Origin of the sequence: Bradyrhizobium sp. Pha-3, assembly GCF_042258615.1 — a bacterium.
Taxonomy (GTDB): domain Bacteria; phylum Pseudomonadota; class Alphaproteobacteria; order Rhizobiales; family Xanthobacteraceae; genus Bradyrhizobium.
The window spans coordinates 6846502-6869072 of sequence record NZ_CP170152.1 but is presented as its reverse complement, the minus strand read 5'-3'; the positions used below and the strand labels follow the sequence as shown (position 1 = coordinate 6869072).

19 protein-coding genes are annotated in these 22571 nt (G+C 65.2%); 11 read left to right on the top strand and 8 right to left on the bottom strand.

Translation table 11 applies throughout. The features are described 5' to 3' along the window. Position 1: 1 nt before the first annotated feature. Together ACE10Z_RS32255 and ACE10Z_RS32250 are read right to left on the bottom strand one after the other, a co-directional pair. Positions 2 to 979, bottom strand: a complete 978-nt coding sequence (locus tag ACE10Z_RS32255; RefSeq protein ID WP_375784384.1) for an ABC transporter permease — start codon at positions 977 to 979, stop codon at positions 2 to 4. 203 nt (positions 980 to 1182) lie between these two features. Beyond that, on the bottom strand, positions 1183 to 2796 hold the full coding sequence (locus ACE10Z_RS32250) for an ABC transporter substrate-binding protein (RefSeq protein ID WP_375784383.1): 1614 nt from the start codon (positions 2794 to 2796) through the stop codon (positions 1183 to 1185). 424 nt (positions 2797 to 3220) lie between these two features. Here ACE10Z_RS32250 and ACE10Z_RS32245 point away from each other — a divergent pair, with 424 nt between their 5' ends. After that, entirely contained in the window at positions 3221 to 3520 is a 300-nt protein-coding gene (locus ACE10Z_RS32245) for an HU family DNA-binding protein (protein WP_021077434.1), read from the top strand. Positions 3521 to 3687: 167 nt separating this feature from the next. Here the strand turns inward: ACE10Z_RS32245 and ACE10Z_RS32240 are convergent, their stop codons facing one another. Then, positions 3688 to 4467 (bottom strand): SDR family oxidoreductase, encoded by a 780-nt coding sequence (locus tag ACE10Z_RS32240; protein ID WP_375784382.1) that lies wholly within the window; start codon positions 4465 to 4467, stop codon positions 3688 to 3690. 306 nt (positions 4468 to 4773) lie between these two features. Further along, positions 4774 to 5760 (bottom strand): ABC transporter substrate-binding protein, encoded by a 987-nt coding sequence (locus ACE10Z_RS32235; RefSeq protein ID WP_375784381.1) that lies wholly within the window; start codon positions 5758 to 5760, stop codon positions 4774 to 4776. A 474-nt stretch (positions 5761 to 6234) separates the two neighbouring features. On the opposite strand from ACE10Z_RS32235, the gene ACE10Z_RS32230 reads away from it, so the two are divergent. The 8 genes from ACE10Z_RS32230 (at position 6235) to ACE10Z_RS32195 (ending at position 15026) form a co-directional block, all read left to right on the top strand. Further along, positions 6235 to 7329, top strand: coding sequence for an ABC transporter substrate-binding protein (locus ACE10Z_RS32230; RefSeq protein ID WP_375784380.1), 1095 nt, complete (start codon positions 6235 to 6237; stop codon positions 7327 to 7329). Then, complete coding sequence (locus tag ACE10Z_RS32225; RefSeq protein ID WP_375784379.1) at positions 7307 to 8323, top strand: ABC transporter permease; 1017 nt, start codon at positions 7307 to 7309, stop codon at positions 8321 to 8323. Before ACE10Z_RS32230 ends, ACE10Z_RS32225 begins: the two co-directional genes overlap by 23 nt. After that, complete coding sequence (locus ACE10Z_RS32220) at positions 8317 to 9114, top strand: ABC transporter ATP-binding protein (RefSeq protein WP_375784378.1); 798 nt, start codon at positions 8317 to 8319, stop codon at positions 9112 to 9114. Before ACE10Z_RS32225 ends, ACE10Z_RS32220 begins: the two co-directional genes overlap by 7 nt. Next, positions 9108 to 10280, top strand: coding sequence for an acyl-CoA dehydrogenase family protein (locus ACE10Z_RS32215; protein ID WP_375784377.1), 1173 nt, complete (start codon positions 9108 to 9110; stop codon positions 10278 to 10280). The genes ACE10Z_RS32220 and ACE10Z_RS32215 overlap by 7 nt, the downstream gene beginning before the upstream one ends. A 33-nt stretch (positions 10281 to 10313) precedes the next feature. Further along, positions 10314 to 11408, top strand: a complete 1095-nt coding sequence (locus tag ACE10Z_RS32210; protein WP_375784376.1) for an LLM class flavin-dependent oxidoreductase — start codon at positions 10314 to 10316, stop codon at positions 11406 to 11408. Further along, positions 11405 to 12346 carry an ABC transporter substrate-binding protein gene (locus ACE10Z_RS32205; RefSeq protein WP_375784375.1) on the top strand — a complete coding sequence of 314 codons (942 nt, stop codon included), beginning with the start codon at positions 11405 to 11407 and terminating at the stop codon, positions 12344 to 12346. The genes ACE10Z_RS32210 and ACE10Z_RS32205 overlap by 4 nt, the downstream gene beginning before the upstream one ends. 369 nt (positions 12347 to 12715) lie before the next feature. Further along, positions 12716 to 13561, top strand: a complete 846-nt coding sequence (locus ACE10Z_RS32200; RefSeq protein ID WP_375784374.1) for a CmcJ/NvfI family oxidoreductase — start codon at positions 12716 to 12718, stop codon at positions 13559 to 13561. Between the two features lie 211 nt (positions 13562 to 13772). After that, positions 13773 to 15026 carry an MFS transporter gene (locus ACE10Z_RS32195; RefSeq protein ID WP_375784373.1) on the top strand — a complete coding sequence of 418 codons (1254 nt, stop codon included), beginning with the start codon at positions 13773 to 13775 and terminating at the stop codon, positions 15024 to 15026. A 261-nt stretch (positions 15027 to 15287) separates the two neighbouring features. On the opposite strand, the gene ACE10Z_RS32190 is transcribed toward ACE10Z_RS32195, so the two are convergent. The 4 genes from ACE10Z_RS32190 to ACE10Z_RS32175 are packed head-to-tail and all read right to left on the bottom strand — an operon-like array spanning position 15288 to position 18530. Then, positions 15288 to 16052 carry an anti-sigma factor family protein gene (locus ACE10Z_RS32190; protein WP_375784372.1) on the bottom strand — a complete coding sequence of 255 codons (765 nt, stop codon included), beginning with the start codon at positions 16050 to 16052 and terminating at the stop codon, positions 15288 to 15290. After that, positions 16049 to 16576 carry an RNA polymerase sigma factor gene (locus ACE10Z_RS32185; RefSeq protein WP_375784371.1) on the bottom strand — a complete coding sequence of 176 codons (528 nt, stop codon included), beginning with the start codon at positions 16574 to 16576 and terminating at the stop codon, positions 16049 to 16051. The genes ACE10Z_RS32190 and ACE10Z_RS32185 overlap by 4 nt, the downstream gene beginning before the upstream one ends. Next, positions 16573 to 18030 carry a YncE family protein gene (locus ACE10Z_RS32180; protein ID WP_375784370.1) on the bottom strand — a complete coding sequence of 486 codons (1458 nt, stop codon included), beginning with the start codon at positions 18028 to 18030 and terminating at the stop codon, positions 16573 to 16575. Before ACE10Z_RS32180 ends, ACE10Z_RS32185 begins: the two co-directional genes overlap by 4 nt. Further along, positions 18030 to 18530, bottom strand: coding sequence for a DUF305 domain-containing protein (locus ACE10Z_RS32175; RefSeq protein WP_375784369.1), 501 nt, complete (start codon positions 18528 to 18530; stop codon positions 18030 to 18032). Before ACE10Z_RS32175 ends, ACE10Z_RS32180 begins: the two co-directional genes overlap by 1 nt. Before the next feature lie 260 nt (positions 18531 to 18790). Between ACE10Z_RS32175 and ACE10Z_RS32170 the strand changes: the two genes are divergently transcribed. Continuing rightward, entirely contained in the window at positions 18791 to 20443 is a 1653-nt protein-coding gene (locus tag ACE10Z_RS32170) for a hydantoinase B/oxoprolinase family protein (protein ID WP_375784368.1), read from the top strand. A gap of 7 nt (positions 20444 to 20450) precedes the next feature. Continuing rightward, entirely contained in the window at positions 20451 to 22490 is a 2040-nt protein-coding gene (locus ACE10Z_RS32165; RefSeq protein WP_375784367.1) for a hydantoinase/oxoprolinase family protein, read from the top strand. The last annotated feature ends 81 nt before the right edge of the window (positions 22491 to 22571 follow it).

The following is a 22571-nucleotide window of genomic DNA, read 5'->3' as shown; positions in this document are numbered from 1 at the left end:
GTCAGCCCTCCGCCGCGATGCGAGGATCGAGCCGCGCATAGAGCAGGTCGACCACGAAGTTCACGACAATGACTAGCAGCGCGGACACGAACACGATGCCGAGCAGGGTGTTGAGGTCGCGCTGCACCACCGATTCATAGGCGAGGCGGCCGAGGCCGGGCAGGGAGAACACGCTCTCGACCACGACCGAGCCGCCGAGCATGGTGCCGGCCTGCAAGCCGATCAGCGTCACCATCGGCAGCAGCGCGTTGCGCAGCACGTGGCGGGTGATGACATGGGTCTCGTCCAGCCCCTTGGCGCGGGCGGTGCGGACGAAATCGAGGTTCAGGACCTCCAGCATCGACGCGCGCATGATGCGCAGATAGATCGCAAGGAAGATCAGCCCGAGCGTCAGCGTCGGCAGCACGAGGTGGGCCGCGATGTCGAGCACGCCCCGGATGCCGGTCTGCACCGTTCCGATGTCCTGGAAACCGCCGGATGGCAGCCATTGCAGATAGACCGAGAACACCACGATCGCCATCAGCCCGAACCAGAACGAAGGGGTCGCGTAGAAGATCAGGCCGAGCGTCGAGATCAACGTGTCCGGCCAGCGGTTGACGCCGCGCGCGGCGATCACGCCGAACACGAGGCCAAAGAAGAACGCGAACGACAACGACGCGGTCATCAGCAGGATGGTCGGCGGCAGCCGTTCCAGGATCACGGTCGCCACCGGCTTGCCGTAGATCGAGGAGAAGCCGAGGTCGAGCCGCACCAGGTGCCACAGATAGTTGCCGAGCTGCGCCGGAACCGAGAGGTCGAGCCCATAGAACTTGCGCAGCTGTTGCGCGGTCGCGGCATCGCCGCCGCCCATCTGCGCCATCAGCGCATCGACGGTGTCGCCCGGCGCGAGCTGCAACAGCAGGAACACGCCGATCAGGATCAGGAACAGGGTCGGGATCGAGGCGGCCAGCCGCCGCCCCGCAAGGCTCAGGATACGCATCGGTTATCTATAGCGTTTTCGAACGAAGTGGACACCGGCCTCTTCTTACCTCGCCCCGCTTGCGGGGAGAGGTCGGATCGCATGTAGCAAAGCGAAATGCGATCCGGGTGAGGGGGTACCGCACTATCCATCCGCATCACTTGTGGAGGGAGCCCCTCACCCCAGCCCTCTCCCCGCAAGAGCGGGGCGAGGGAGAAGAGGCCTCAGGCCGTAAGCCAAAGATCGTGCCAGCTCGCCGAGCCCCAGCGCGGCGTGTTGGAGTGGTTGCGCGCCTTGGCCGTGATCACGGTGACGAAGATCTGCTCGATCGGCATCCAGACCGGCAGCTCGGTGTTCACCTCCTTGACGAAGTCGGCATAGAGCGCCTTGCGCTTGACCGGATCGACCTCGGTGGCGGCATCGTCGATGGTCTTGTCGACGGTCTTGTCCTCCCAGCCCCACTGGTTGGTCCACGGCGCGCCCTTGGGCTGGCCGGAGCGGTACCACACCGTGGTCGAGACCGCGGGGTCGTTGCGGTACTGATGCCAGCCGGTCGCGAGATCGAAGGCGTGGTCGTCATAGACCTGCTTGAGGAAGCCGCCGCCATCATTCCGCACGATATCGACCTGGATGCCGACCTCTCCCAGCGACTGCTGGATGAAGGTCGACCACAGCGAGATGTCCTCACCCCACGGCGCCGGCAGCAGCTTGAGCGAGAAGCGGTTGCCGCCGGAGGCCTTGAAGCCGGCCTCGTCGAGCAGCGCGATCGCCTTGGCCTTGTCATATGGATATTGCGGTGTGTTCGGTCCGGGATAGAAGTCGGTCGAGGTCGAGGGGATCGGGCCGGTGCCGAGCTTGGCGAAATCGCCCAAAAAGTTCTCGATGAAGAACGGCACGTTGATCGCATGCGCGATGGCGCGGCGGACGCGGATGTCGGACAATTCCTTGCGGCGGAAGTTGAACTCGATGGTGTTGGTGCGGGCGTTGCCCTCATTGCCCTTGGTCTGGACGATGAAGCGCTTGTCCTTGCCGAGCCGTGCCATGTCCGAGATCGTCAGCCCCGAGAACGGGCTGTAGTGCAATTCGCCCGCCTCCATCTGGGCAGCTGCGGCGGCGCGGTCGGTGATCACCTTCCAGACGATGCGGTCGAGATAGGGGGCGTTCGGCCGCCAGTAATCTGGATTGCGGTCGGCGATGATGTATTGGCCGCGCTCGTATTTGACGAATTTGAACGGGCCGGTGCCGACCGGCGCCAGGTTGGTCGGGTTCTGCCTGATGTCGCCGCTCTCGTAGAGATGCTTGGCGGAGACGTAGCCGAGGTCGGGCAGGGCCCGGAGCAACAGGTTCAGCGGCATCGGCCGCTCGTAGCGGAAGATCGCGGTCTGCGGATCGGGCGTATCGACCGATGTCAGGAACAGCTGCAGCGTCGATCCGTAGTTGAGGATCTTCTTCCACATGTTCATCGCGGTGAAGGCGACGTCCTCCGACGTGAACGGCTTGCCGTCGTGCCAGGTGACGCCCTTGCGCAGCTTGAAGGTGACGGTCTTGCCGTCCGGCGTCGCCTCCCAGCTCTCGGCGAGCACGCCGACCGGCTGGCCGTTGGCGTCGAGGTCGACCAGATTCTCCTGGATCTTGCCGCCGATGATGTAAACGCCGGTCGAGGCCTGGATGCTCGGGTTGAGCTGACGCTGCTCGGCGCCGTAATGGACGTTGAATACGCCGCCCTTGCGCGGGGTCTCCTGCGCGAATGCCCGCATCGGATTGATGACATTGGCCGCAATCGCGGCCGAGGTCAGAAGGGCCGTGCGGCGGTTGATCTCAAGGCGGGACAAATCCATACGCGGGGTCTCCGGAACATACATAAAGGCTTGCATCGGGGTGGCCGGCCGATCGGCCGTGGCGCCCCTTTGCGATGTTACGATGGAATGGGAACCCGAGTCATTTTCTAATGCCTCGGCCTTTTGGAGGATCGTTCCCGAAACCTGAAGTGGCGCGCGGCTGCGGTTCGCAACCCGAATTGCGCGCCATACTGTCGCACGCGACGCGTCGAGTGATTCTCTCGAAGGGGGTGTTTCGGGAGCCCCGAAGCCGCGCAAACGCTGTAATTTTAGGGGTCGGAAGCGACTTGACTGGAAAAAACACTGGAAAAAACCCTGATTCGGGGGCTGTCCACAGCGATATTGCTGTGGTGAGTGCAGAAAACACTGTTTTTCTCGGCGTTTTCCGCCATATCGTGCCCACTCCAGAATCAATGGAGCAACCATGGCTACCCAACTGTCGAAGTCGCAAGTGATCGAGAAGATCGCGACCACCACCGAACTCTCCAAGCGCGACGTCAAGAACGTTTTGGACTCGCTCGTCGATGTCGGCCACAAGGAGCTGAAGAAGGCCGGGGTGTTCCTCGTCCCCGGCTTCGCCAAGTTCGTTGTGGTCAAGAAGCCGGCGACCAAGGCGCGCAAGGGCACCAACCCCTTCACCGGCGAAGAGATGATGTTCAAGGCCAAGCCGGCCCGGAAGATCGTCCGCGCACGGCCGGTCAAGGCCGCCAAGGACGCGGTTTAAAATGAAAGGCCTCCGGTGACGGAGGCCTTTTGCTTTTGAGCCGTCGCTTCCTGCCGTTGGTTGCCCGCTTGAGCGTTTTCGAGCGCAGTGGACACCGGTTCGCGTGAAGAAAACGCGCCAAAGCAAAGTCTGGAGCTCCGGTTTCTGGTTGAACCAGGGCCGGGGCTCTAGACCACCGGCGACCGGCCACCATCGACATTGATGGCGGTGCCGGTGATGTAGGAGCCTTGCTCCGAGGCCAGGAAGCAGGCGAGGTTGGCGAACTCCTCCGCCGTGCCGATCCGGCCGAGCGGCGTGCCCTTGGCAAGGCCCTTGGCGAATTCCCCGAAATCCGTGTCCGGCGCCTGGGCAGCATGCCGCTTGACCCATTGATCGCTCATGATCAGGCCGACCAAGAGCGCATTCACCAGGATGTTGTGCTCGCCGCCTTCATTGGCCATCACCTTGGTCAGCGCCATGCCGGCCGCGCGCGACACCGAGGTCGGCGCCGAATTGCCGGCCGGCGCCTTGGCGAAGGTGTTGAGCACGTTGATGATGCGGCCCCATTTGCGCTGCTTCATGCCCGGCCACACCAGCCGGCTGAAGCGGATCGCGGCGAACAGTTTCAGGTCGAGGTCCTCCTGCCAGGCCTCGTCGCTGATGCTCTCGAAGGCCAGCGTGCGCGCGGTGCCCGCGTTGTTGACCAGCACGTCGATCTTGCCGAGATCCGCGACGATCTGGTCGTGCGCCTTGGCGATGTCGGCGGCCTTGGCGACGTCGCAGACGTAGTCGCGCACCACGAGGCCGTCCCTGGCGAGTGCCTCGCGCGCCGCTGCGAGGTCGGCTGCGCCGCGGGCGAGGATCGCGACCTTGGCGCCGGATTCCGCAAACCGCCGCGCCACCGCGATCCCGATGCCCTTGCTGCCGCCGGTCACCACCGCGACACGGTCCTTCATTGATAGGTTCATTGTTGTTCTCCCTGGGGCTGGCCCTGGGAGAACGCTATCAAACCGACAGTGCGACCAACAAGGTCATGCAGAGCAGGTGTGCTGTGACGATTATCGCGAGATGGAGTGGGCCGGACATCGGATATCTCCATTGGAGGGGCGGCACGCACTCCGTGAGGCGAACTGCGCCGCTCGTCTCCCTCCCCTTGAAAGGGGGAGGGCGGGGTGAGGGTTGCTCTCGACGAACGCCGGCGCTCGCGGAGGCAGGATCCCCACCCGGTTTGCTGCGCAAACCGACCTCCCCATTTCAAGGGGAGGTGAGGATCGCTAGTTCAAGCTTGCGCTCGCGGTAAAACTGCGGTCGACGGCCTTGCCGACGTCCAGCGTCTTGCCGAGGATGCCGTAGCGCGTGGCGCGGTCGGAGGCGGCCTGCACTTCCTTCACCACGGCCTCGTCGATCGCGATCGGGCTGGTCTTCTGCGCGGTGTAGGCGGCGAGCAGCACGTCCTCCGGCAGTTTTGTGAGCTCGGCCGTGTTCTTGGCATACTCCGCGAGATGGTCGAGCGACCACAGCCGCGCCTTGTTGAGCCGCTGCACCAGATCCTGCACCGCGGCGCGCTTGGTCGCGATTGCGTTGTCGGAGGCGACGATGAAGGTGATGGTCGGCGTCAGACCCTCGCCGTCGGCGACGACCCGCGCATTGTCCTTCAGCCTGGCATAGGAAATGTAGGGCTCCCACACCGCCCAGGCGTCGATCGAGCCGGCGAGCAGCGCGATCTTGGCGTCGACCGGGCCGAGCGGGGCGAAGGTCGCGTCCTCGATCCTGCTGCCGGCCTTCTCCAATGTCGCATTGATCAGGAATTGGCCCCAGCCGCCCCGCGTGCCGGCGAGGCGCTTGCCCTTCAGATCGGCCGCCGTCCTGATCGGCGAATCCCCACGGACCAGGATCGCCTGGGTCCGCGCATCGGAGCGCGTGCCGCCGATCGCCTTGATCGGCGCGCCCGAGGCATAGACCGTGAGGAAGGACAGGTCGCCGGTGTAGCCGACGTCGAGCGCGCCGGCATTGATCGCCTCCAGGATCGGGGCCGCGGCCGGAAATTCCGACCACTCGATCTTGTAGGGCAGATCCTTGGCGAGGCCCGAGATATCCAGCAGCGAGCGGTTGCCGCCCTTTTGGTCGCCGACGCGCAGCACGATCGCATCAGCCGCGAAGGCTGCGGCCGATGTCGAGAGCGTGATCACTGCCGTGATCAGTGCGGCCGCGGTGCGGCGCGTGAAAGTATAGGGAGAACCCGGGCGGGTCAGTTTGCGCATATGCATTTTCTTTCTGATTCATTCGCTGCTCGTCGGAAAAGCGCGGCAGCGTTTGATCAAGTCTATGAGCAAGCCGTTCGCCGTCAACGAAACGGAAAACTGAAATCAGCCCGGGCGCAGCAAGGATGATCTCGCCGAGCCGTCATGCGTAGAAGACTTCGCGCAAGCGGCCGTCGTTCGCTCAAATTCGGTGCAATCGATGCCGTTCTGTTGCACGTCTCCGCCGCGACAGCGGCGAAAATCCTTTCATCGTCGCGCGCTGTGATCGTGGAGAGATCAGCTGCCGCGCCGACCACATTCGAAATTCCATTTCATTGACGATGAACTTGTCGCGCCGCATCATTTGCGCGTTGCTTTGAGGGCAATAGCGCCGGAGAAATCCGCTTTCTCTAAACCATGAGCTTCGAACGACGAGGCGCGCAGACGGAGGCGTTTGCGCGTGGGGCGGAGCCTTGCCGAAATGCAGGAGTGAAAATGTCTGTCGACAACAAGAAGACGGTGATGGATCGCCGCACATTGCTGCGCGCGGGCGCCGCCGCGGCCCTTGCCGCGCCGATCGGCGCCTATAGCGCGCAGGCCTTCGCGCCGCGAGCGATCACGCCGGCGATCGACTTCTCCGAATTCCCGATCTGCAAGACCGCCTCCGATGCGCCGCCGCTGGCAGGCAGCCCGCGCAAGCTGAAACTGTCCTGGAACGCCGGCGCGGTCTGCCTTGCGCCGCTGCCGGTCGCCATCGACCACGGCTTCTTCCAGAAGCAGAATCTCGACGTCGAGCTCGTCAACTATTCCGGCTCGACCGACCAGCTGCTGGAAGCGATCGCCACCGGCAAGAGCGATGCCGGGCTCGGCATGGCGCTGCGTTGGTTGAAGCCGCTCGAACAGGGCTTTGACGTCAAGATCGCCGCCGGCACCCATGGCGGCTGCATGCGCGTCTTGACCCGCACCAGTTCCGGCGTCGACAAGCTCGCCGATCTCAAGGGCAAGATCGTCGCGGTCGGCGATCTTGCAGGTCCCGACAAGAATTTCTTCTCGATCCAGCTCTCCAAGCTCGGCATCGACCCGGTTAGGGACGTCGACTGGCGCGCCTATCCCGGCAATCTCCTCAATGTCGCGGTCGAGAAGGGCGAGGTGCAAGCCTTCCTGTCGTCGGATCCGCTGGCCTATCTCTGGCTGAAGGATACGCAGTACAAGGAGGTCGCCTCCAATCTCGATGGCGAATACCGCGACAAGAGCTGCTGCATCGTCGGCCTGCGCGGCAGCTTGGTACGGGACGAGCCTCACGTCGCGCGTGCCATCACCCAGGCATTGCTCGACGCCGCGATGTTCACCTCGCAGAATCCGGACAAGGCGGCGAAGTCGTTCCAGCCCTATGCGCCGAAGGCGGCGAGCCTCGCCGATCTCGAGGCGATGGCGCGCTACCACACCCATCACCATCATCCCACCGGCGAAGTCCTCAAGCGCGAGCTCAAGGGCTACGCCGACGATTTGAAATCGGTGCAGGTGTTCAAGCAGAGCACCGACACGGCCAAATTCGCGGAGCGGATCTATGTCGACGTATTCAGTGTCTGACACGACGGCGGCTGCCGCGCCGCGCGCCGCGGTCACGTTCGCGAACCTCTCCGGCAGCTATGGCGTGGGCCTCGCGGCAACCCTCGCCTGGCTCGCGTTCGGGCTGTCATGCCTCTATTGGCCCGATGTCGGCGACTGGTCGCGGACCCAATCGCTCGGCATCGGCGCGATCGTCATCGCGGTCTTCATCCTGTTCGGCACATTCAGCGCGGATTATCTCGGCAGCGCGGGGCAGGCGTTGCGCAAGCGCGCGCCTTGGCTGGTGGCCTTCGGCGCCTTCGTGACGCTGTGGGAGGTCGCCACCGCGAAATTCGCCTGGCTGCCGCTGCCGTTCTTCCCGCCGCCGCAGTCGATCCTCGAGGTCTACACCGACGACCTGCCGAAACTGCTCGACAGCGTGTTCGCCTCGATCAAGCTGCAACTCGGCGGCTACATCATCGGCGCGACGATCGGCTTTATCACCGGCGTCTCGATCGGCTGGTCGCAGAAGATCGGCTACTGGGTGCATCCGGTGCTGCGCTTCATCGGCCCACTGCCGGCCACCGCCTGGCTGCCGATCGCGTTCTTCACCTTCCCCTCGAGCTGGAGTGCCTCGACCTTCCTGATCGCGCTTGCCACCGGCTTTCCGGTGACGGTCTTGACCTGGTCGGGCGTGGCGAGCGTCAGCACCGCCTATTACGACGTCGCGCGCACGCTCGGCGCCAAGCCGTCGTTCCTGGTGCTCAAGGTCGCGATCCCCGCCGCGCTGCCGCACGTGTTCGTCGGCCTGTTCATGGGCCTTGGTTCGTCCTTTGCGGTGCTCGTGGTCGCCGAGATGATCGGCGTCAAGGCCGGGCTCGGCTGGTACCTGCAATGGGCGCAGGGCTGGGCGGCTTACGCCAACATGTATGCGGCGCTGATCGTGATGTCGCTGCTCTGCTCCGGCGCGATCACGCTGCTGTTCCGCACCCGTGACCGCCTGCTGGTCTGGCAGAAGGGTGTCGTCAAATGGTAGCGCAATCCACAGCCGAGGCGATCACCTATCCTGCCGTTGGCGCCGAGCTCGACATCGAGGGCGTCAGCCACGCCTTCGACATCGACGGCGCTGTCCTGCCGGTGCTCGACAATGTCAATCTGTCGATCGCACCGGGCGAGTTCGTCGCGCTGCTCGGCCCCTCCGGTTGCGGCAAGTCGACCTTGCTGCGGCTGGTAGCCGGACTGGAGAAGCCGCGCAGCGGCTCGCTGCGCGAGGATGAGGTCCGCATCAGTGGCCCGCATCCGTCGCGTGTCGTCGTGTTCCAGGATCCGACGCTGTTTCCCTGGCGCTCGGTGTGGGACAATGTCGCGCTCGGGCTGGAAGCGCAGGGCATCCTGAAGGCGCAGCGGCATCGGGTCGACGCGGTGATCGAGCTGGTCGGCCTGTCCTCGTTCCGCAATGCCTATCCGCATCAGCTCTCCGGCGGCATGGCGCAGCGCGTGGCGCTGGCGCGCGCGCTGGTCAACGATCCGAAGATCCTGGTGCTCGACGAGCCGCTCGGTAAGCTCGATTCCCTGACGCGGATCGCGATGCAGGCCGAGCTCGTGGCGCTGTGGCAGCGCAAGGGCTTCACCACGCTGCTCGTCACCCATGACGTCGAGGAGGCGCTGGTGCTCGCCAACCGCGTCGTCGTGCTCTCCGACCGACCGGCGCGGATCAAGGCCGATATTGCGGTGGCCCGGCCATACCCGCGGCATCGCGGCGATCCTTATCTGGCCGATCTGCGCAAGCAGATCCTCGGCCTGCTCGGACTGGAGGCGACATGGTGACGACAGCGGCGCGGGAGCTGCCGCCGGCGAACCAGCCCGAGCACATTGCGCGCGCGTCGCGGCTCGCCGAGGTGTTTGCCGCGCGTGCGCCCGCGCATGATCGCGACGCCAGCTTTCCGTTCGAGAATTTCGCAGACCTGTCGCGCGAAGGGCTACTGGCGCTGACCGTGCCGGTGGCGCTGGGCGGTAGCGGGGCGGGCGCCCGCGACGCCACACGCGTGCTCGGCATCATCGGCAAGGCCGATCCGTCGACCGCGCTGGTGCTGTCGATGCATTACATCCAGCATCTGGTGATGGCGCGCAGCACGCGGTGGCCTGCACGTCTTTCGCGCAAGCTCGCGAAGGAGACGGTCGAGGGCGTGGCGCTGATCAACGCATTGCGCGTCGAGCCCGAGCTTGGCTCGCCCGCGCGCGGCGGCCTGCCGGCGACCACGGCGCGCCGCACCGAAACCGGCTGGCGGCTGACCGGCCGCAAGATCTATTCGACCGGCGCGCCGATCCTGAAATGGTATTCGGTCTGGGCGAAAACCGATGAGCCGGAGACCCGTGTCGGGTTGTTTCTGGTTCCGGCCGGGTTGCCGGGAACGCGGATCGAGGAGACCTGGGATCATCTCGGCCTGCGCGCCAGTGGCAGCCACACCGTGATCTTCGACGACGTGGTATTCCCGCTGGACTACGAGATCGACGTCCGCAGGCCCGACGACTGGAAGGTTCCTGATGTCACCCAGGCGACCGTGCATGCGATCTTCGTCGCCGCGATCTATGACGGCGTTGCCCGCGCCGCCCGCGACTGGCTGGTCCAATTCCTGAAGGAGCGGGTACCCGCCAATCTCGGCGCGCCGCTGGCGACGCTGCCGCGCATGCAGGAGGTCGTTGGCGGGATCGAAGCGCGGCTCGCGGTCAATGCCCGCCTGATCGACAGCTTCGCCGCCGATTTCGATAACGGCTTCCCGCTGTCCGCGATCGAGTCTAACATCATCAAGCTGACGGTAACCAATAACGCCGCAGCAGTGGTGGAGGATGCCTTGGCGCTGACCAGCAATCACGGCCTGTCGCGAACCAATCCGCTGGAGCGGCATTACCGTGACGTGCTGTGCGGCCGCGTCCATACCCCGCAAGACGATGCCACCCGTGTCTCCGCCGGACGCTCCGCGCTGGGCGTCTGAAAACAACAGCCAACAACAACGGAGTTGTCAGTCATGCCGGTCGAGTTCATCGGCTTCATCACCAACAACAATGCCTCCGAGACCATCGTCCGCTCAGGCCCGGTGCTCGATCCGCCCTATATCGAGACCGTCGCCAAGGCCCATGAGCTCGCCGGCTTCGATCGCGCGCTGCTGGCCTTCCACTCGACTACACCGGACGCGCTGCAGGTCGCGCAGCATGTCCTGACCATCACCAAGCAGCTCAAGGTGATGATCGCGCAGCGCCCGGGCTTCACGGCACCGACGCTGCTGGCGCGGCAGCTTGCGACGCTGGATCAGTTCTATGGCGGCCGGGTCTCGCTGCACGTCATCACCGGCGGCAACGCCATCGAGCTGCGCCAGGACGGCAACACGCTCGACGACAAGGACGAGCGCTACGCCCGCACCAGCGAATTCCTCGACGTGGTACGGCTGGAATGGACCAGCGAGAAGCCGTTCAACTACAGCGGCAAGTATTACAACGTCGAGAACGGCTTCTCCCAGGTGAAGCCGTTGCAGAAGGGCGGCATCTACACCTTTGTCGGCGGCGGCTCGGATGCCGCGGTCGAGGTCGCAGGCAAGCACGCCGATACGTTCGCGCTGTGGGGTGAATCCTACGCCCAGGTGCGCGACGTCACTGCGCGGGTGCGCGCAGCGGCTGCCAAGCACGGCCGGCCGACGCCGCGCTTCAGCCTGTCGGTGCGGCCGATCCTGGCCGACACTGAGGAGAAGGCGTGGGCGAAGGCTGAGCATATCCTCGCGCGTGCCACTGCGTTGCAGGACCAGACCGGTTACCGCCGCCCCAACCATGCGACCGACGGCGCCAAGCGGCTGCTGGCACTGGCCGATCAGGGTACGCGGATCGACAAGCGGCTGTGGACCGAGATCGCAAAGCTCACCGGCGCCAACAGCAACACCACCGCGCTGGTCGGCACGCCCGAGCAGGTCGCCGAGGTGTTCGCCGATTATTACGATCTCGGCGTCAGCCACTTCCTGATCCGCGGCTTCGATCCGCTGGTCGATGCCATCGACTACGGCCGCGAGTTGATCCCGCTGACCCGCAAGTTGATCGCGGCCCGCGACCAGCAGCGGGGGATTGCCGCCGAATGATCCGTCTCATTGTTGCGGCGGCGCTCGCGCTCGCCGCCATCGACGCGGCCGTCGCGCAGACCACGCTGCGCGTCGGCGACCAGAAGGGCAATTCGCAGGCCGTGATGGAAGCGGCCGGCGTGCTCAAGGACGTTCCCTACAAGATCGAGTGGAAGGAGTTCGCCGCGGCAGCGCCCTTGCTGGAAGCCTTGGGGGCGGGCGCGATCGACACCGGTCTGGTCGGCGACGCGCCGTTCACGTTCGCGGCCGCCGCCAGGATCCCGGTCAAGGCGATCGCGGCCGTGCGGCAGTCGCGCGACGGGCTCGCGATCGTGGTGCCGGAGAATTCGCCGATCAAGAGTTTCGACGATCTGCGCGGCAAGAAGATCGCAACCGGCCGCGGCTCGATCGGCCATCAGCTGATCCTGGCCGCGCTGGAATCCAAGGGCTGGCAGGCGAGCGACGTCCAGATCGTGTTCCTGGCGCCGTCGGATGCCAAGGTCGCCTACACGCAAGGCGCTGTCGACGCGTGGTCGACCTGGGAGCCTTATGTCAGCCAGGAAGAGGTGCTGTTCAAGTCGCACCGCGTCATCACGGCCGACGGCATCACGCCCGGCCTCGGCTTCCAGGTTGCGACACCGGACGCGATCAAGGACAAGCGTGCCGAGCTCGAGGATTTCGTGCGTCGCCTCGCGGCCGCGCGCGCATGGTCGCAGAACAATGTCGAAGGTTATGCTGCGACCTGGGGCAGGCTGATGAACATCCCGCCCGCGGTGCCGCTGAACTGGCTGACGCGGGCCAGGATCCGCATCGCGCCGATCGACGACAGCGTGGTGGCCGACGAGCAGAAGACCATCGACCTCTACGACCGCTGGGGCCTGATCCGGCAGAAGATCAACGCCGCCGATATCGTCGACCGGTCGTTTGGCGCGGCCGTCGAGAAGGGCGCCGGGCTGTAGGCAATTTGCAAGCGATGCCAAACATTCAGCGTCGTCCTGGCGAAAGCCAGGACCCATTACCCCGGATGGCAGTTGTTGTACGACGCTGGGGCCGCGATCCCGCTCACCATCAAATTCGGCGGTAATGGGTCCTGGCTTTCGCCAGGACGACGAGGGCATCGGTGGAAGCGATTGAACTTCGCACGATTGCACCGCTAACGAACCCGTGATCTCGAAAACATCCGTTCGTCCGCAGGCTGCCGCACGGCAAGGATTTTCCCCGTTCGGCGCCTTCCAAAACTGCAACGTTGCTATTTTCGCCGCACCCTTGCCGCGCTCTCCAGCACCGCCAAGATCAAACATACGAACAATCGAGTCCGGGAGATCACCGTGGGCCTTCAACAAACTCGTATCGAGTCGCTGCCGTTTGTGACCGCAGAACTGAACTATCTCGCGCCGACGCCGGGCAAGCCCCGGACTTACGCTTTCGATCCGCCGCCCGGCGAACCCAAATCCACCGCACTGCCCGAAGCGCACAATGTCCCGATCTTTGACGGGCGTCTGATCGCCGACGGCTTCTCGCTCGACCGCGAGGGCTTTGCGCTGGTCAAGCATCCGACCATCGTGAAGGACTATTACGACGACAACGAAGTGCGCAATGTCTACTACCCGGCCGTCGAGGCCTTCCTCAAGGCGACGCTGAAGGCGGATCGCGTCTTTATCTTCGATCATACCGTGCGCAAGCGTGTCGAGGGTGCGGCTGATATCCGCGGCGGCGGCCCGCGCCAGCCCGCGACCCGCGTCCATGTCGACCAGACCGCCGTGTCCGGCCACAACCGTGTCTTCGAGCACTTGCCTGACGAGGCCGAGCAACTCGTCAAGGGCCGTGTCCAGGTGATCAATCTGTGGCGTCCGATCCGCGGCCCGTTGCGCGATTCACCGCTCGCGATGGCCGACGGCACCACGGTTGCGCCGGAGGATCTGATCGCCTCCGACCTGATCTACCCGAACCGCAGCGGCGAGACCTATTCGGTGAAGTACAATCCGAACCATCGCTGGTTCTACATTCCCGAGATGACGCCGGACGAGGCGATCCTGCTGAAATGCTACGACTCGGCGACCGACGGCAGGACCCGGTTTGGACCGCATACGGCGTTTGTCGATCCGACTACGCCTGCGGACGCCGCGCCGCGAGAGAGCATCGAGCTGCGCACGCTGGTGTTCCACAAGCAGTAGCAGTCACGACGACTCTTCCACGAATTCGTCATGCCCGGGCTTGTCCCGGGCATCCACGTCTTTGGGGCCCCTAGAAGAAAGACGTGGATCGCCGGGACAAGCCCGACGATGACGACATTTGGCCCGCGACAGGGCTCTGTCCCCAAACTTGGCACCGTCAGCCCAATGATGTTACGCCCGTCCCCCAAACTGCTCGGGGAAAGGGCTACTCATGGACGGCGTGGTGACGAAGGAAGCAGCTGGGATCGGGTTTCGCGCTCTGGTCCTTGCGCTTCTGGCATTGGCCTGCGGCCACATGCTGTCGACGCTGCTGCGCACGATCCCCGCGATCAGCCTCGATCTGATGGCGCGAGATTTCGGCACCTCGCCGCAGGCGCTGGCGAGCCTCACCTCGATCTATCATTTCTCCTTTGCCGCCTCGCAAATCCCGGTCGGCGCCGCGATGGACCGTTTTGGCGTGCGGCCGGTGTCGCTGAGCCTGCTCGCCGGTACCGTGGTCGGTACGGTGGTCTCGGCGCTCGCCACGGGGCCCGCGAGCTTCGTGCTCGGACAACTGATGCTCGGCATCGCCACCTCGGGCATGCTGATGTGCCCGATGACGCTGGCTGCCAAGCAGATGTCGGCGGCAAAGTTCGGCCTGTGGTCCGGCCTGATCCTCTCGATCGGCAATATCGGCATGCTGCTGTCGGCCAGCCCGCTGGCCTTCGTGGTCGACCAGTTCGGCTGGCGCGCCGGCTTCTGGATCTCGGCGGGCTTCGGCGTTGCGGTGCTGATCGCGGTGTTCGCGCTGGTGCCGCGGCAGCCGGCGGCGCATGCGGATGATTCCTCGCCCTTGCAGCAGATGGCCGAGGTGCTGCGGCTCGGCCTGTCGCGCGGCCTGCGCGGATTGATTGCGCTGTCGCTGGTGTCGCTCGGCGCCTCGCTGGTGTTGCGCGGCCTGTGGGGCGGGCCGTGGCTGATGGATATGAAGGGGCTCAGCCGCATCGAAGCCGGCAATGTGCTCGGCCTGTTCACGCTGGCGATGATCATCGGCCCGGCCTGTATCGGCGCCATCGATCGCAAGTTCGGGCATCGGCGCACCATGGTGGCGTCGACCCATGCCGTCGCCGCGCTGCTGCTGGTGCTGATGGCGGCCGGCGCGCCGCATTTCCCGGTCTCGAATCTGCTCGGCGTTGCCGTGATGCCGACGCGATATGACCTGGTGCTGCTGATCCTGATCGGGCTTGCGACGTCGGCGCAGCCGCTGATCTACGGCATGACGCGGCAACTCGTCGACGCCCAGAACACCGGCAAGGCGCTGTCGTCGGTCAATCTCGCGTTCTTCCTCGGTGCGGCGCTGCTGCAATCGAGCACCGCGGGCGTCGCGGCGCTGTTCGGCCTGCCCGCGGTGCTGCTGTTCATCGCGGGTGCGCTGGTGATCGGCGTTGTGCTGTTCCTGATCTATACCAAGCCTTCCGCCGCCTAAAGCGAGATGAGCTTTGGTTGAATCGGCTTGGCGCGGTCTCGGTTCACCTCTCCCCGTTGGGGTCGAGACGAGCGAAGCTCGCTCTTAGGTCGGATTGCTCTCGGCGATGCGAAGCATCGTCCGGTGCAATCCGGGTGAGGGCTCTTGCTCTCTCGATAGACCGTAACCCCTCACCCGATTTGCTGCGCAAATCGACCTCTCCCAAGGGAGAGGTGAACTTTCGACGCCTTCCAGCTCAACCTAATCTCATCATGCTCTAGTTTAGATCGTCTGCGCTTGCTTGCGGATTTCGTTGGCAAGCGGTCGCAAGGATTCGACCCCGCGCGGCCCGACGAGGCTATAGCCCGTGCCACCGTCGGCCCACGAGAAACCTGCGATGTCGCCACCCGAATGCGCGGCCATCGGAGCGTTCTGATCCGACGTCATCGGACGGGTGAGGACCACAAGCCGCTCGCCGTGATCATCGTCGTACATGAACATGGCCGCCGGACCGTGCGCCGTCGGCACCACCCGTCCGCCCATCAAGCGATATCCCGACTTGGTCAGATCCGGCAGCTTGACCGGCTGACGCAGCCGGTTCGAGACCCATTGCACAAGCTCGGCGCTGTCGCGCAGCTCGACCGGCCGGGTGTGATCGGAGGCGTACACCTTGTATGAATCGCTTGCTTCCTCGGCCAGCGCCGCAAGCCCGCCGGCAGGCGCCAGTGCCGCGCCACGGATCACCCATCCGCCGAGGCCGCCGATCGAGAGCATCAGCATCGCTGCGATCGCCCAACGGAATGACGAGGGACGGCGGCGCGGGCGCTCGATCATCCTGGCGAGGTTGAGCTGCGGCGGCAGCGGTTCCTCGGTAATCGGCAGCAATGCCGATCGCAGAAGGTTACGCTCATCGGAGTAGGCGGCGATGCGTTTGGCCACGTCCGGATGCTTTTCCAGATAGGCAATGATCTCCACCTCGCGCTCCGGCTCCAGCGCGCGATCCACATAGGCATGCAGATCGTCTTCGGTAATGGGTCGATTGCTCATGTCTTGTTCCGCAATTGCACGACATTATGATCCAGTTGGCCGGCAGTGCCCTCCAACTCTTGATGGAGCCGCTCGCGGGCGCGCGCCAGGCGCGACATCACCGTGCCAATGGGCACACCGAGCACCTTCGCGGCGTCGGCGTAGGACAAGTCCTCGACACCGACGAGCAGCAGGACCGCACGCTGATCATGCGGAAGCCTTGCGAGTTTCGCCATGACATCGCGGTACGTCACCTTGTGCTCCTGTTCGGCGTCCTGGCCGAATGCATCCTCGTTGGTTTCGTCGATCGCGACATGGACGCCGCGCGTCGTTGCGCGGCGAAACTGGTTGATAGCGAGATTATGAAGGATGGCGAACAGCCACGGCCGCGGATTGTCCGACCGCCGCTGCTCCCAATGAATCACGGCGCGTTCGAGGCAGTCCTGCACCAAATCGTCGGCCGCTGCGTGGTCGCGGACCAGGGCCCGCGCATACCGCCGCAGGGCGGGTATCAGCGGCTCGACGAGGCGCAGCATGTCGTTCATGGCGTTTGCACCTGAATGACCGCACCGGGTTTGGCCGGCTCGCCTGACGTGATGACGAGATAGTGTCGTTCGGCCTTGGCCGCGCTCTGCACGATCTGCCGGATCGGCCCGGTGGTGTTGACGATGGCGGAGCCGGCGGGATTGGTCATGAAGGCTGCCAAAGGCTCCACGGAGCCTGTCCCGTCGGCACGTTCGGCCAATCCTAGCACATAGTGCTGCTTGGGTTCGAGCCCGGTGACCGATGCCTGCAGCACCTGGATCAGTCCCTGATCGAACAGCGAGACGCTGGTCGGCGGCTTGTCGCCCTTGGCCTGCTTCTTCGGCGCGAGCGCGAGGTGGGCGACCTGGCCGGCAGCACCAAGCGCCTGCAGGTTCTGGCGATCATCGGGATTCGACGCGGCGTTGGGCACGTAGGCGATGGCTTGGGGCGCCTGGCCGATCGGGATATTGGCAATCACCTTGTTGGTGGCGGTGTCGATCGCGGCCAGCGCATCGGCATTTTCGAGGCCGACATAGACCCGCGTGCCGTCGCCGGACGGCCAGATGCCATGCGGCAGGTTGCCGACCGGAATGGTCGCGACCTCCGAGAAGTCGTCGGTGCGGAACACCTTGACCTCGTTGGTGCCGCCGATGGTCACATAGGCGAAGGTGCCGTTGGCCGTCTTCGCGAAATTGACGTGGTTGGTGATCGGGCCTGTGTTGATCGTCTTGATCAGGTTGAACGGCGGCCTGGCGTTGAAGACCTGCGTCCTGCCGACATCCTTCAGTGTGAACCACACCTGCTCGCCGTCCGGTGTCGCCGCGATGTTCGGGCAGAACGGGCTTTCCTGCTTCACCTTGGCGACGATCTGATGGTCGGCGACCGAGACCACGTCGGTCTCCGGATTGAACGACGAGCAGATGTAGCCGTACTTGCCGTCGGGTGAGAAGATCTGCATGCCCGGTCCCGCCGGCACCTCGATCCGCACCGTTTCCTTGAAGCTCTGCGCATCGATCACGGAGATGTAGTTCTCGCCGCGCACGGTGACCCACACCTCCTTGCCATCGGGCGTGAAGAAGGCCTCGTGCGGCGAACGCCCGACATAGGTGACGTGCTTGACCGCGTTGGTTGCCGTGTCGATGAAGGTCACCGAATTCGAGCCGATCGAGACGATGGCGAGGGTGTGGTGGTCGGGCGAATAGCCCATGCCGTGGACCAATACCTGTCCCTTGTAGAGCGGGCTGAAATTGCCCGGTTGCGGGTCGCCGAGCCGGATCACGCCGAACAGCTTGTTGTCGACGGGGTCGGTGACCGACACCGTGTTGGAGAACTGCTCTGCGGCGTAGACACGGTCATGATGGCTGATCGGGATGTCGGGTGAGGACACGGCGCCCGGCGCCTGCCCCGCAAACGCCGATGTCGACAGCGCGATCATGCTGGTGGCCAACAGGCCCTTCATGAACTGGCTCGTCATCACTTGGTCTCCTGCTTCATCATGTCGTGGTGCATGTTCATGTGATCGTGACTGGTCGCCGCCGGGGCGGGTTTCGCGCCGGGTTGTTGTGTCGGGGCGGGGGTCGTGTCGGTGACCTGCTCGCCGAGTGCGAGCTTCATGGCGTCGATCTCCTGGCGTTGCTCGACGATGATCTCCTGCGCGATCCGGCGCAGCCGCTCGTTCTTGCCGTAACGGAGTTCGATCACGGCCATGTCGATGGCACCCTGATGATGCGGCGTCATCATCGCGACGAAGTCGCGGTCGATGTCGCCGCTCGGCTTGGCCGCCATGTCATTCATCATCTTGGTCATCGCGGCATCGTTTTCCGCGAGGAAGGCGCTCTCCTCGGCCGTCTGCGCAGTCTCGGCCGGGTGATGCGCTTCCTGGGCGAGGACCACCGGGGAAACGGCGACGGTGAACAGGACACGCATGCCGAACACCGCGGCACTGAAGCCGGGTCTGAGGAATCGCAGGATCATCATGTTTCACCCTGAAGGTTGTCGCGGAGGGCCCCCGCGATCCAGTTGGCTTGCATGGGTGGGACGCAGCAGTGTGAGTTCTATTCCGTCGCAGGGTGGTCTCTTCTCGATCACGACTTGCTGATCGACGGAATCACCCGTTGTTGCCGAACCCGCCGATTTGCGATCGGCAAGTCTCTGGCTATAAGAAGGAATTCCGGTCCTGATCGACCGGTTCCGCGATCCTCCCTGCGCAGTCCGATGCGCCCATAAGGGCAAAAATGTCCGCCAAGATCGATCCGATCACCCGCTCCGTCGTCCAGCACCGCCTGTCGTCGATCGTGAAGGAGATGGGCGAAGCCATGCTTCGCACCTCCTATTCGCAGATCCTCAATTCCAGCCGCGATTTTTCGCTGGCGATCTGCGACACACGCGGGCGGCTGATCGCGCAGGCCGACCACATTCCGGTGCATGTCGGCGCGTTGCCCTGGGCGACGCTCGCGGTCGAGGACCGCTTCAAGGACGTCGCACCCGGCGACGTCATCCTGCTCAACGATCCCTATCAGGGCGGCAGCCATCTGCCTGATCTGACCGCCTTCGTCCCGGTGTTCGACGGCGGCAAGCGATTGCTCTGGACCATCGTGCGCGCGCATCAGAGCGACATCGGCGGCGCCACCCACGGCGCCTACAATCCGGCCGCGACCGAGATCTATCAGGAAGGCATTCGGATTCCGCCGATCAAGCTCTACGAGGCCGGCAAGCCGCGTGAGGACCTGCTCGACCTGCTGGCGCTCAACATCCGCAACCCCAGGGAATTCCGCGGCGACCTCGCGGCGATGCTGGGCGCGGCGCATCTCGGCGAGCGTCGCGTCGCAAAGCTGTTCAGCGAGTTCGGCGCGGAGACGGTCGAAGCCGCCATCGAGGCCATTCTTGACGCGACCGAGCAGCAGACCCGCGCCGTGGTGTCGACCTGGAAGGACGGCGTGTTCTACGGCGAAGCGCTGCTCGACGATGACGGCCATGGCCGCACCGACATCAAGATCGCGGCCAAGGTGACCAAGAAGGGCAGCGACATCGAGGTCGATCTCACCGACTCCGATCCGCAGTCGACGAGCTTCGTCAACTCGTCGCACGCCAACATGCAGGCCGCGGTCGCGATGGCCTTTGCCTATCTGATCGACGCCGATATCCCGAAGAACACCGGCGCGCTGCGGCCGCTCAAGGTGGTGGCGAAGCAGGGCACCATCGTGTGGGCCGATCCCGGCCGCCCCGTGACGCTGTGCACCAGCCATCCCTCCAACGAGATCGTCGAGGCCATCATCAAGGCGATGTCGGCGTCCTGTCCGGATCGCGTGATGGGCGGATGGGGCCGTAGATTCCGCATCGCGATCCAGGGTGAGGATCCGCGCAACGGGCGCAATTTCATCTGGCACATGTTCCAGGCGCGGCCGGGCGGCGGCGCGTCGCAGGGCGGCGACGGCTATTCCTCGATCGGCGAGTGGCACTCGGTCGGCGGACTCAAGTTCGGCAGCATCGAGGTCGCCGAGGTGCGCTTTCCCCTGCATTTCCGCCAGCACGAGTTCCGGCCGGATTCGGGCGGCGACGGCCAGCATCGCGGCGGGCTCGGCGTCGCGCTCGACATGGTGCTGGAGACGGCAAAGCCCGCCAAGGGCAACACCGCCGGTGACGGCGCGCGGCACGGCCCCTGCGGCATGCTCGGCGGCAAGGATGGCGAGCCGCATCACTATCGCCTCCTGTCGGAAGGCCGCGCGCCGCGCGTGCTGAAGACCAAGGAGGTCGGCATCGAGCTGCGTCCCGGCGATTGCCTGGAGATCCGCTCGTCCGGCGGGGGCGGCTGGGGTCTACCCGAGAAGCGATCGGCGGAGGCGCGGGCGCGCGACGCAGCCCAGGGTTTGGTTTCGAAGGCGGTATAGGGCAGCGATGTACACGATTGGGGTTGACGTCGGCGGCACCTACACCGACCTGGTTGCGACGGATCAAGCCGGGCGAACTGTGTTCGCGAAATCACCGTCCACGCCGGCCGATCAGTCGATCGGCGTCATGGCGGGACTTGAGGAACTTGCCCGTCGCCTCGGCGTCACGCGCGCGGCGATGCTCGCGGCGACCGATCGCCTGGTACACGGCACGACGGTTGCGACCAATGCGCTGCTGGAGCGCAAGGGCGCCAGGGTCGCGCTGCTGACCACCGAGGGCCATCGCGACGTCGTCGAGATGCGCGAGGGGCTGAAGCCGGATCGCTACGATCTGCGCACGCCGCCGCCCGAGCCGCTGGTGCCGCGCGAGCGCCGCTTTGGCGTGCGCGAGCGGCTCAAGGCCGACGGCAGCGCGGCGATCGCGCTCGATGCCGCAGCGCTCGGCGATGTCATCGCCGAGGTGAAACGGTCCGGCGCGAATTCGGTCGCGGTCTGCTTCCTGCATGCCTATCTCAACCCGGCGCATGAGCTCGCCGCGGTCGAGCGGCTGGCGAAGGAATTGCCCGATGTCAACGTGTCGCGCTCGAGCGACGTGCTGCCGCAGATCAAGGAATATGAGCGCGTCTCGACCACGATCGTGAACGCCTATGTCGAGCCGACGGTGCGGCGCTATCTCACCAATCTCGAGCGCAGCCTGCATGAGGCCGGCTTCAAAGGTTCGCTGTTCGTCGTGCTGTCGCATGGCGGCATGGCGCCGGTGGAGGAAGCCTCGCGGCTTGCCGCGGGCACCGTGCTGTCGGGGCCGGCCGGCGGCATTTCCGGCAGCCGCCGCTGCGCCGAGATGCTCGGGATTCCCGATCTCGTGCCGTTCGACATGGGCGGCACCTCGACCGACATCTCGCTGATTGCTGACGGCGAGGCCTCGCTGTCCGCCGACGGCATGCTGGCGGGCCAGCGCATCGCGCTGCGCAGCCTCGACATCGCCAGCATCGCGGCGGGCGGCGGCTCGATCGCCGGTGTCGACGGCGGCCGCACGCTGCGGGTCGGGCCGGAAAGCGCGGGCTCGGTGCCGGGCCCGGCGTGCTACGGCAATGGCGGCCTAGCTGCCACCGTTACCGACGCCAATGTCGTGCTCGGCTATCTCGATGCGAGCGCCTTCATGGGCGGTGCGCGGCCGCTCGATCGCGCGGCGTCGGAAGCTGCGGTCGACCGGATCGCGGAGGCGCTCGAACTGTCGCGGATCGAGGCTGCCGCCGGCATCTACAAGATGATCAATCTGAAGATGGCCGACGGCATCCGCCTGATGACGCTGCGCCGCGGCGTCGATCCCCGCAAATTCGCGCTGCTCAGCTTTGGCGGCGCCGCCGGCATGCATGCCGCCGAAGTCGCGCGCGAACTCGAGATCAAGCGGATCATCGTGCCGACGGTCGCTTCGGTGCTGTCGGCCTGGGGCATGCTGACCAGCGATCTGCGCTACGAGGTCAGCCGCACCCACTATGGCACGGGCCGGATCTCGGCCGATGAGGTGAGGGCGCTGTTCGCGGCGCTGGAGGAGCAGGCCGCGGGGCGGCTGCGCGACTGGTTCAAGGGCGACATTGCGATCGAGCGCTCGGCCGAGATGCGCTATGGCGAGCAGGTGTTCGAGATCGACGTGCCGCTTGGCGATCTCGATCTCGGCGCCGCGGACCTCGTGGCGCAGATCGAGGAGCGCTTCCATCGCCGCCACGAGGAACTCTACACCTATGCCTCGCGCGGGCAGGAGGTGGTGTTCGTCAACGCCCGTGTCGCAGCGGTCGGCAAGGTGGCGCGCGGCGGCGGCGATGTCGGCGAGGCCGCGTCGGCCGCAACCTGCGCGCCGCGCGGCAAGCGGCAGGCCTGGCTCGGTGGCTGGCGCGAGGTGCCGGTCTACGCGCTCGACGATCTCAAGCCGGGCCATGCGCTGGCCGGTCCCGCGATCATTGAAGCCGAAACCACCACGGTTCTGGTCGACAGCGGCGACCGCGTCGCGGTCAACCCGCTGGGCTGGCTCGACATAACATTGCGCTGAGGTTCGCCTCCGCCATCAACATTTCATTTTCCCCGCATTGGCTTGGGCGATAAGGTCGCGTCCTCGGGAGGGAGCGCCGGC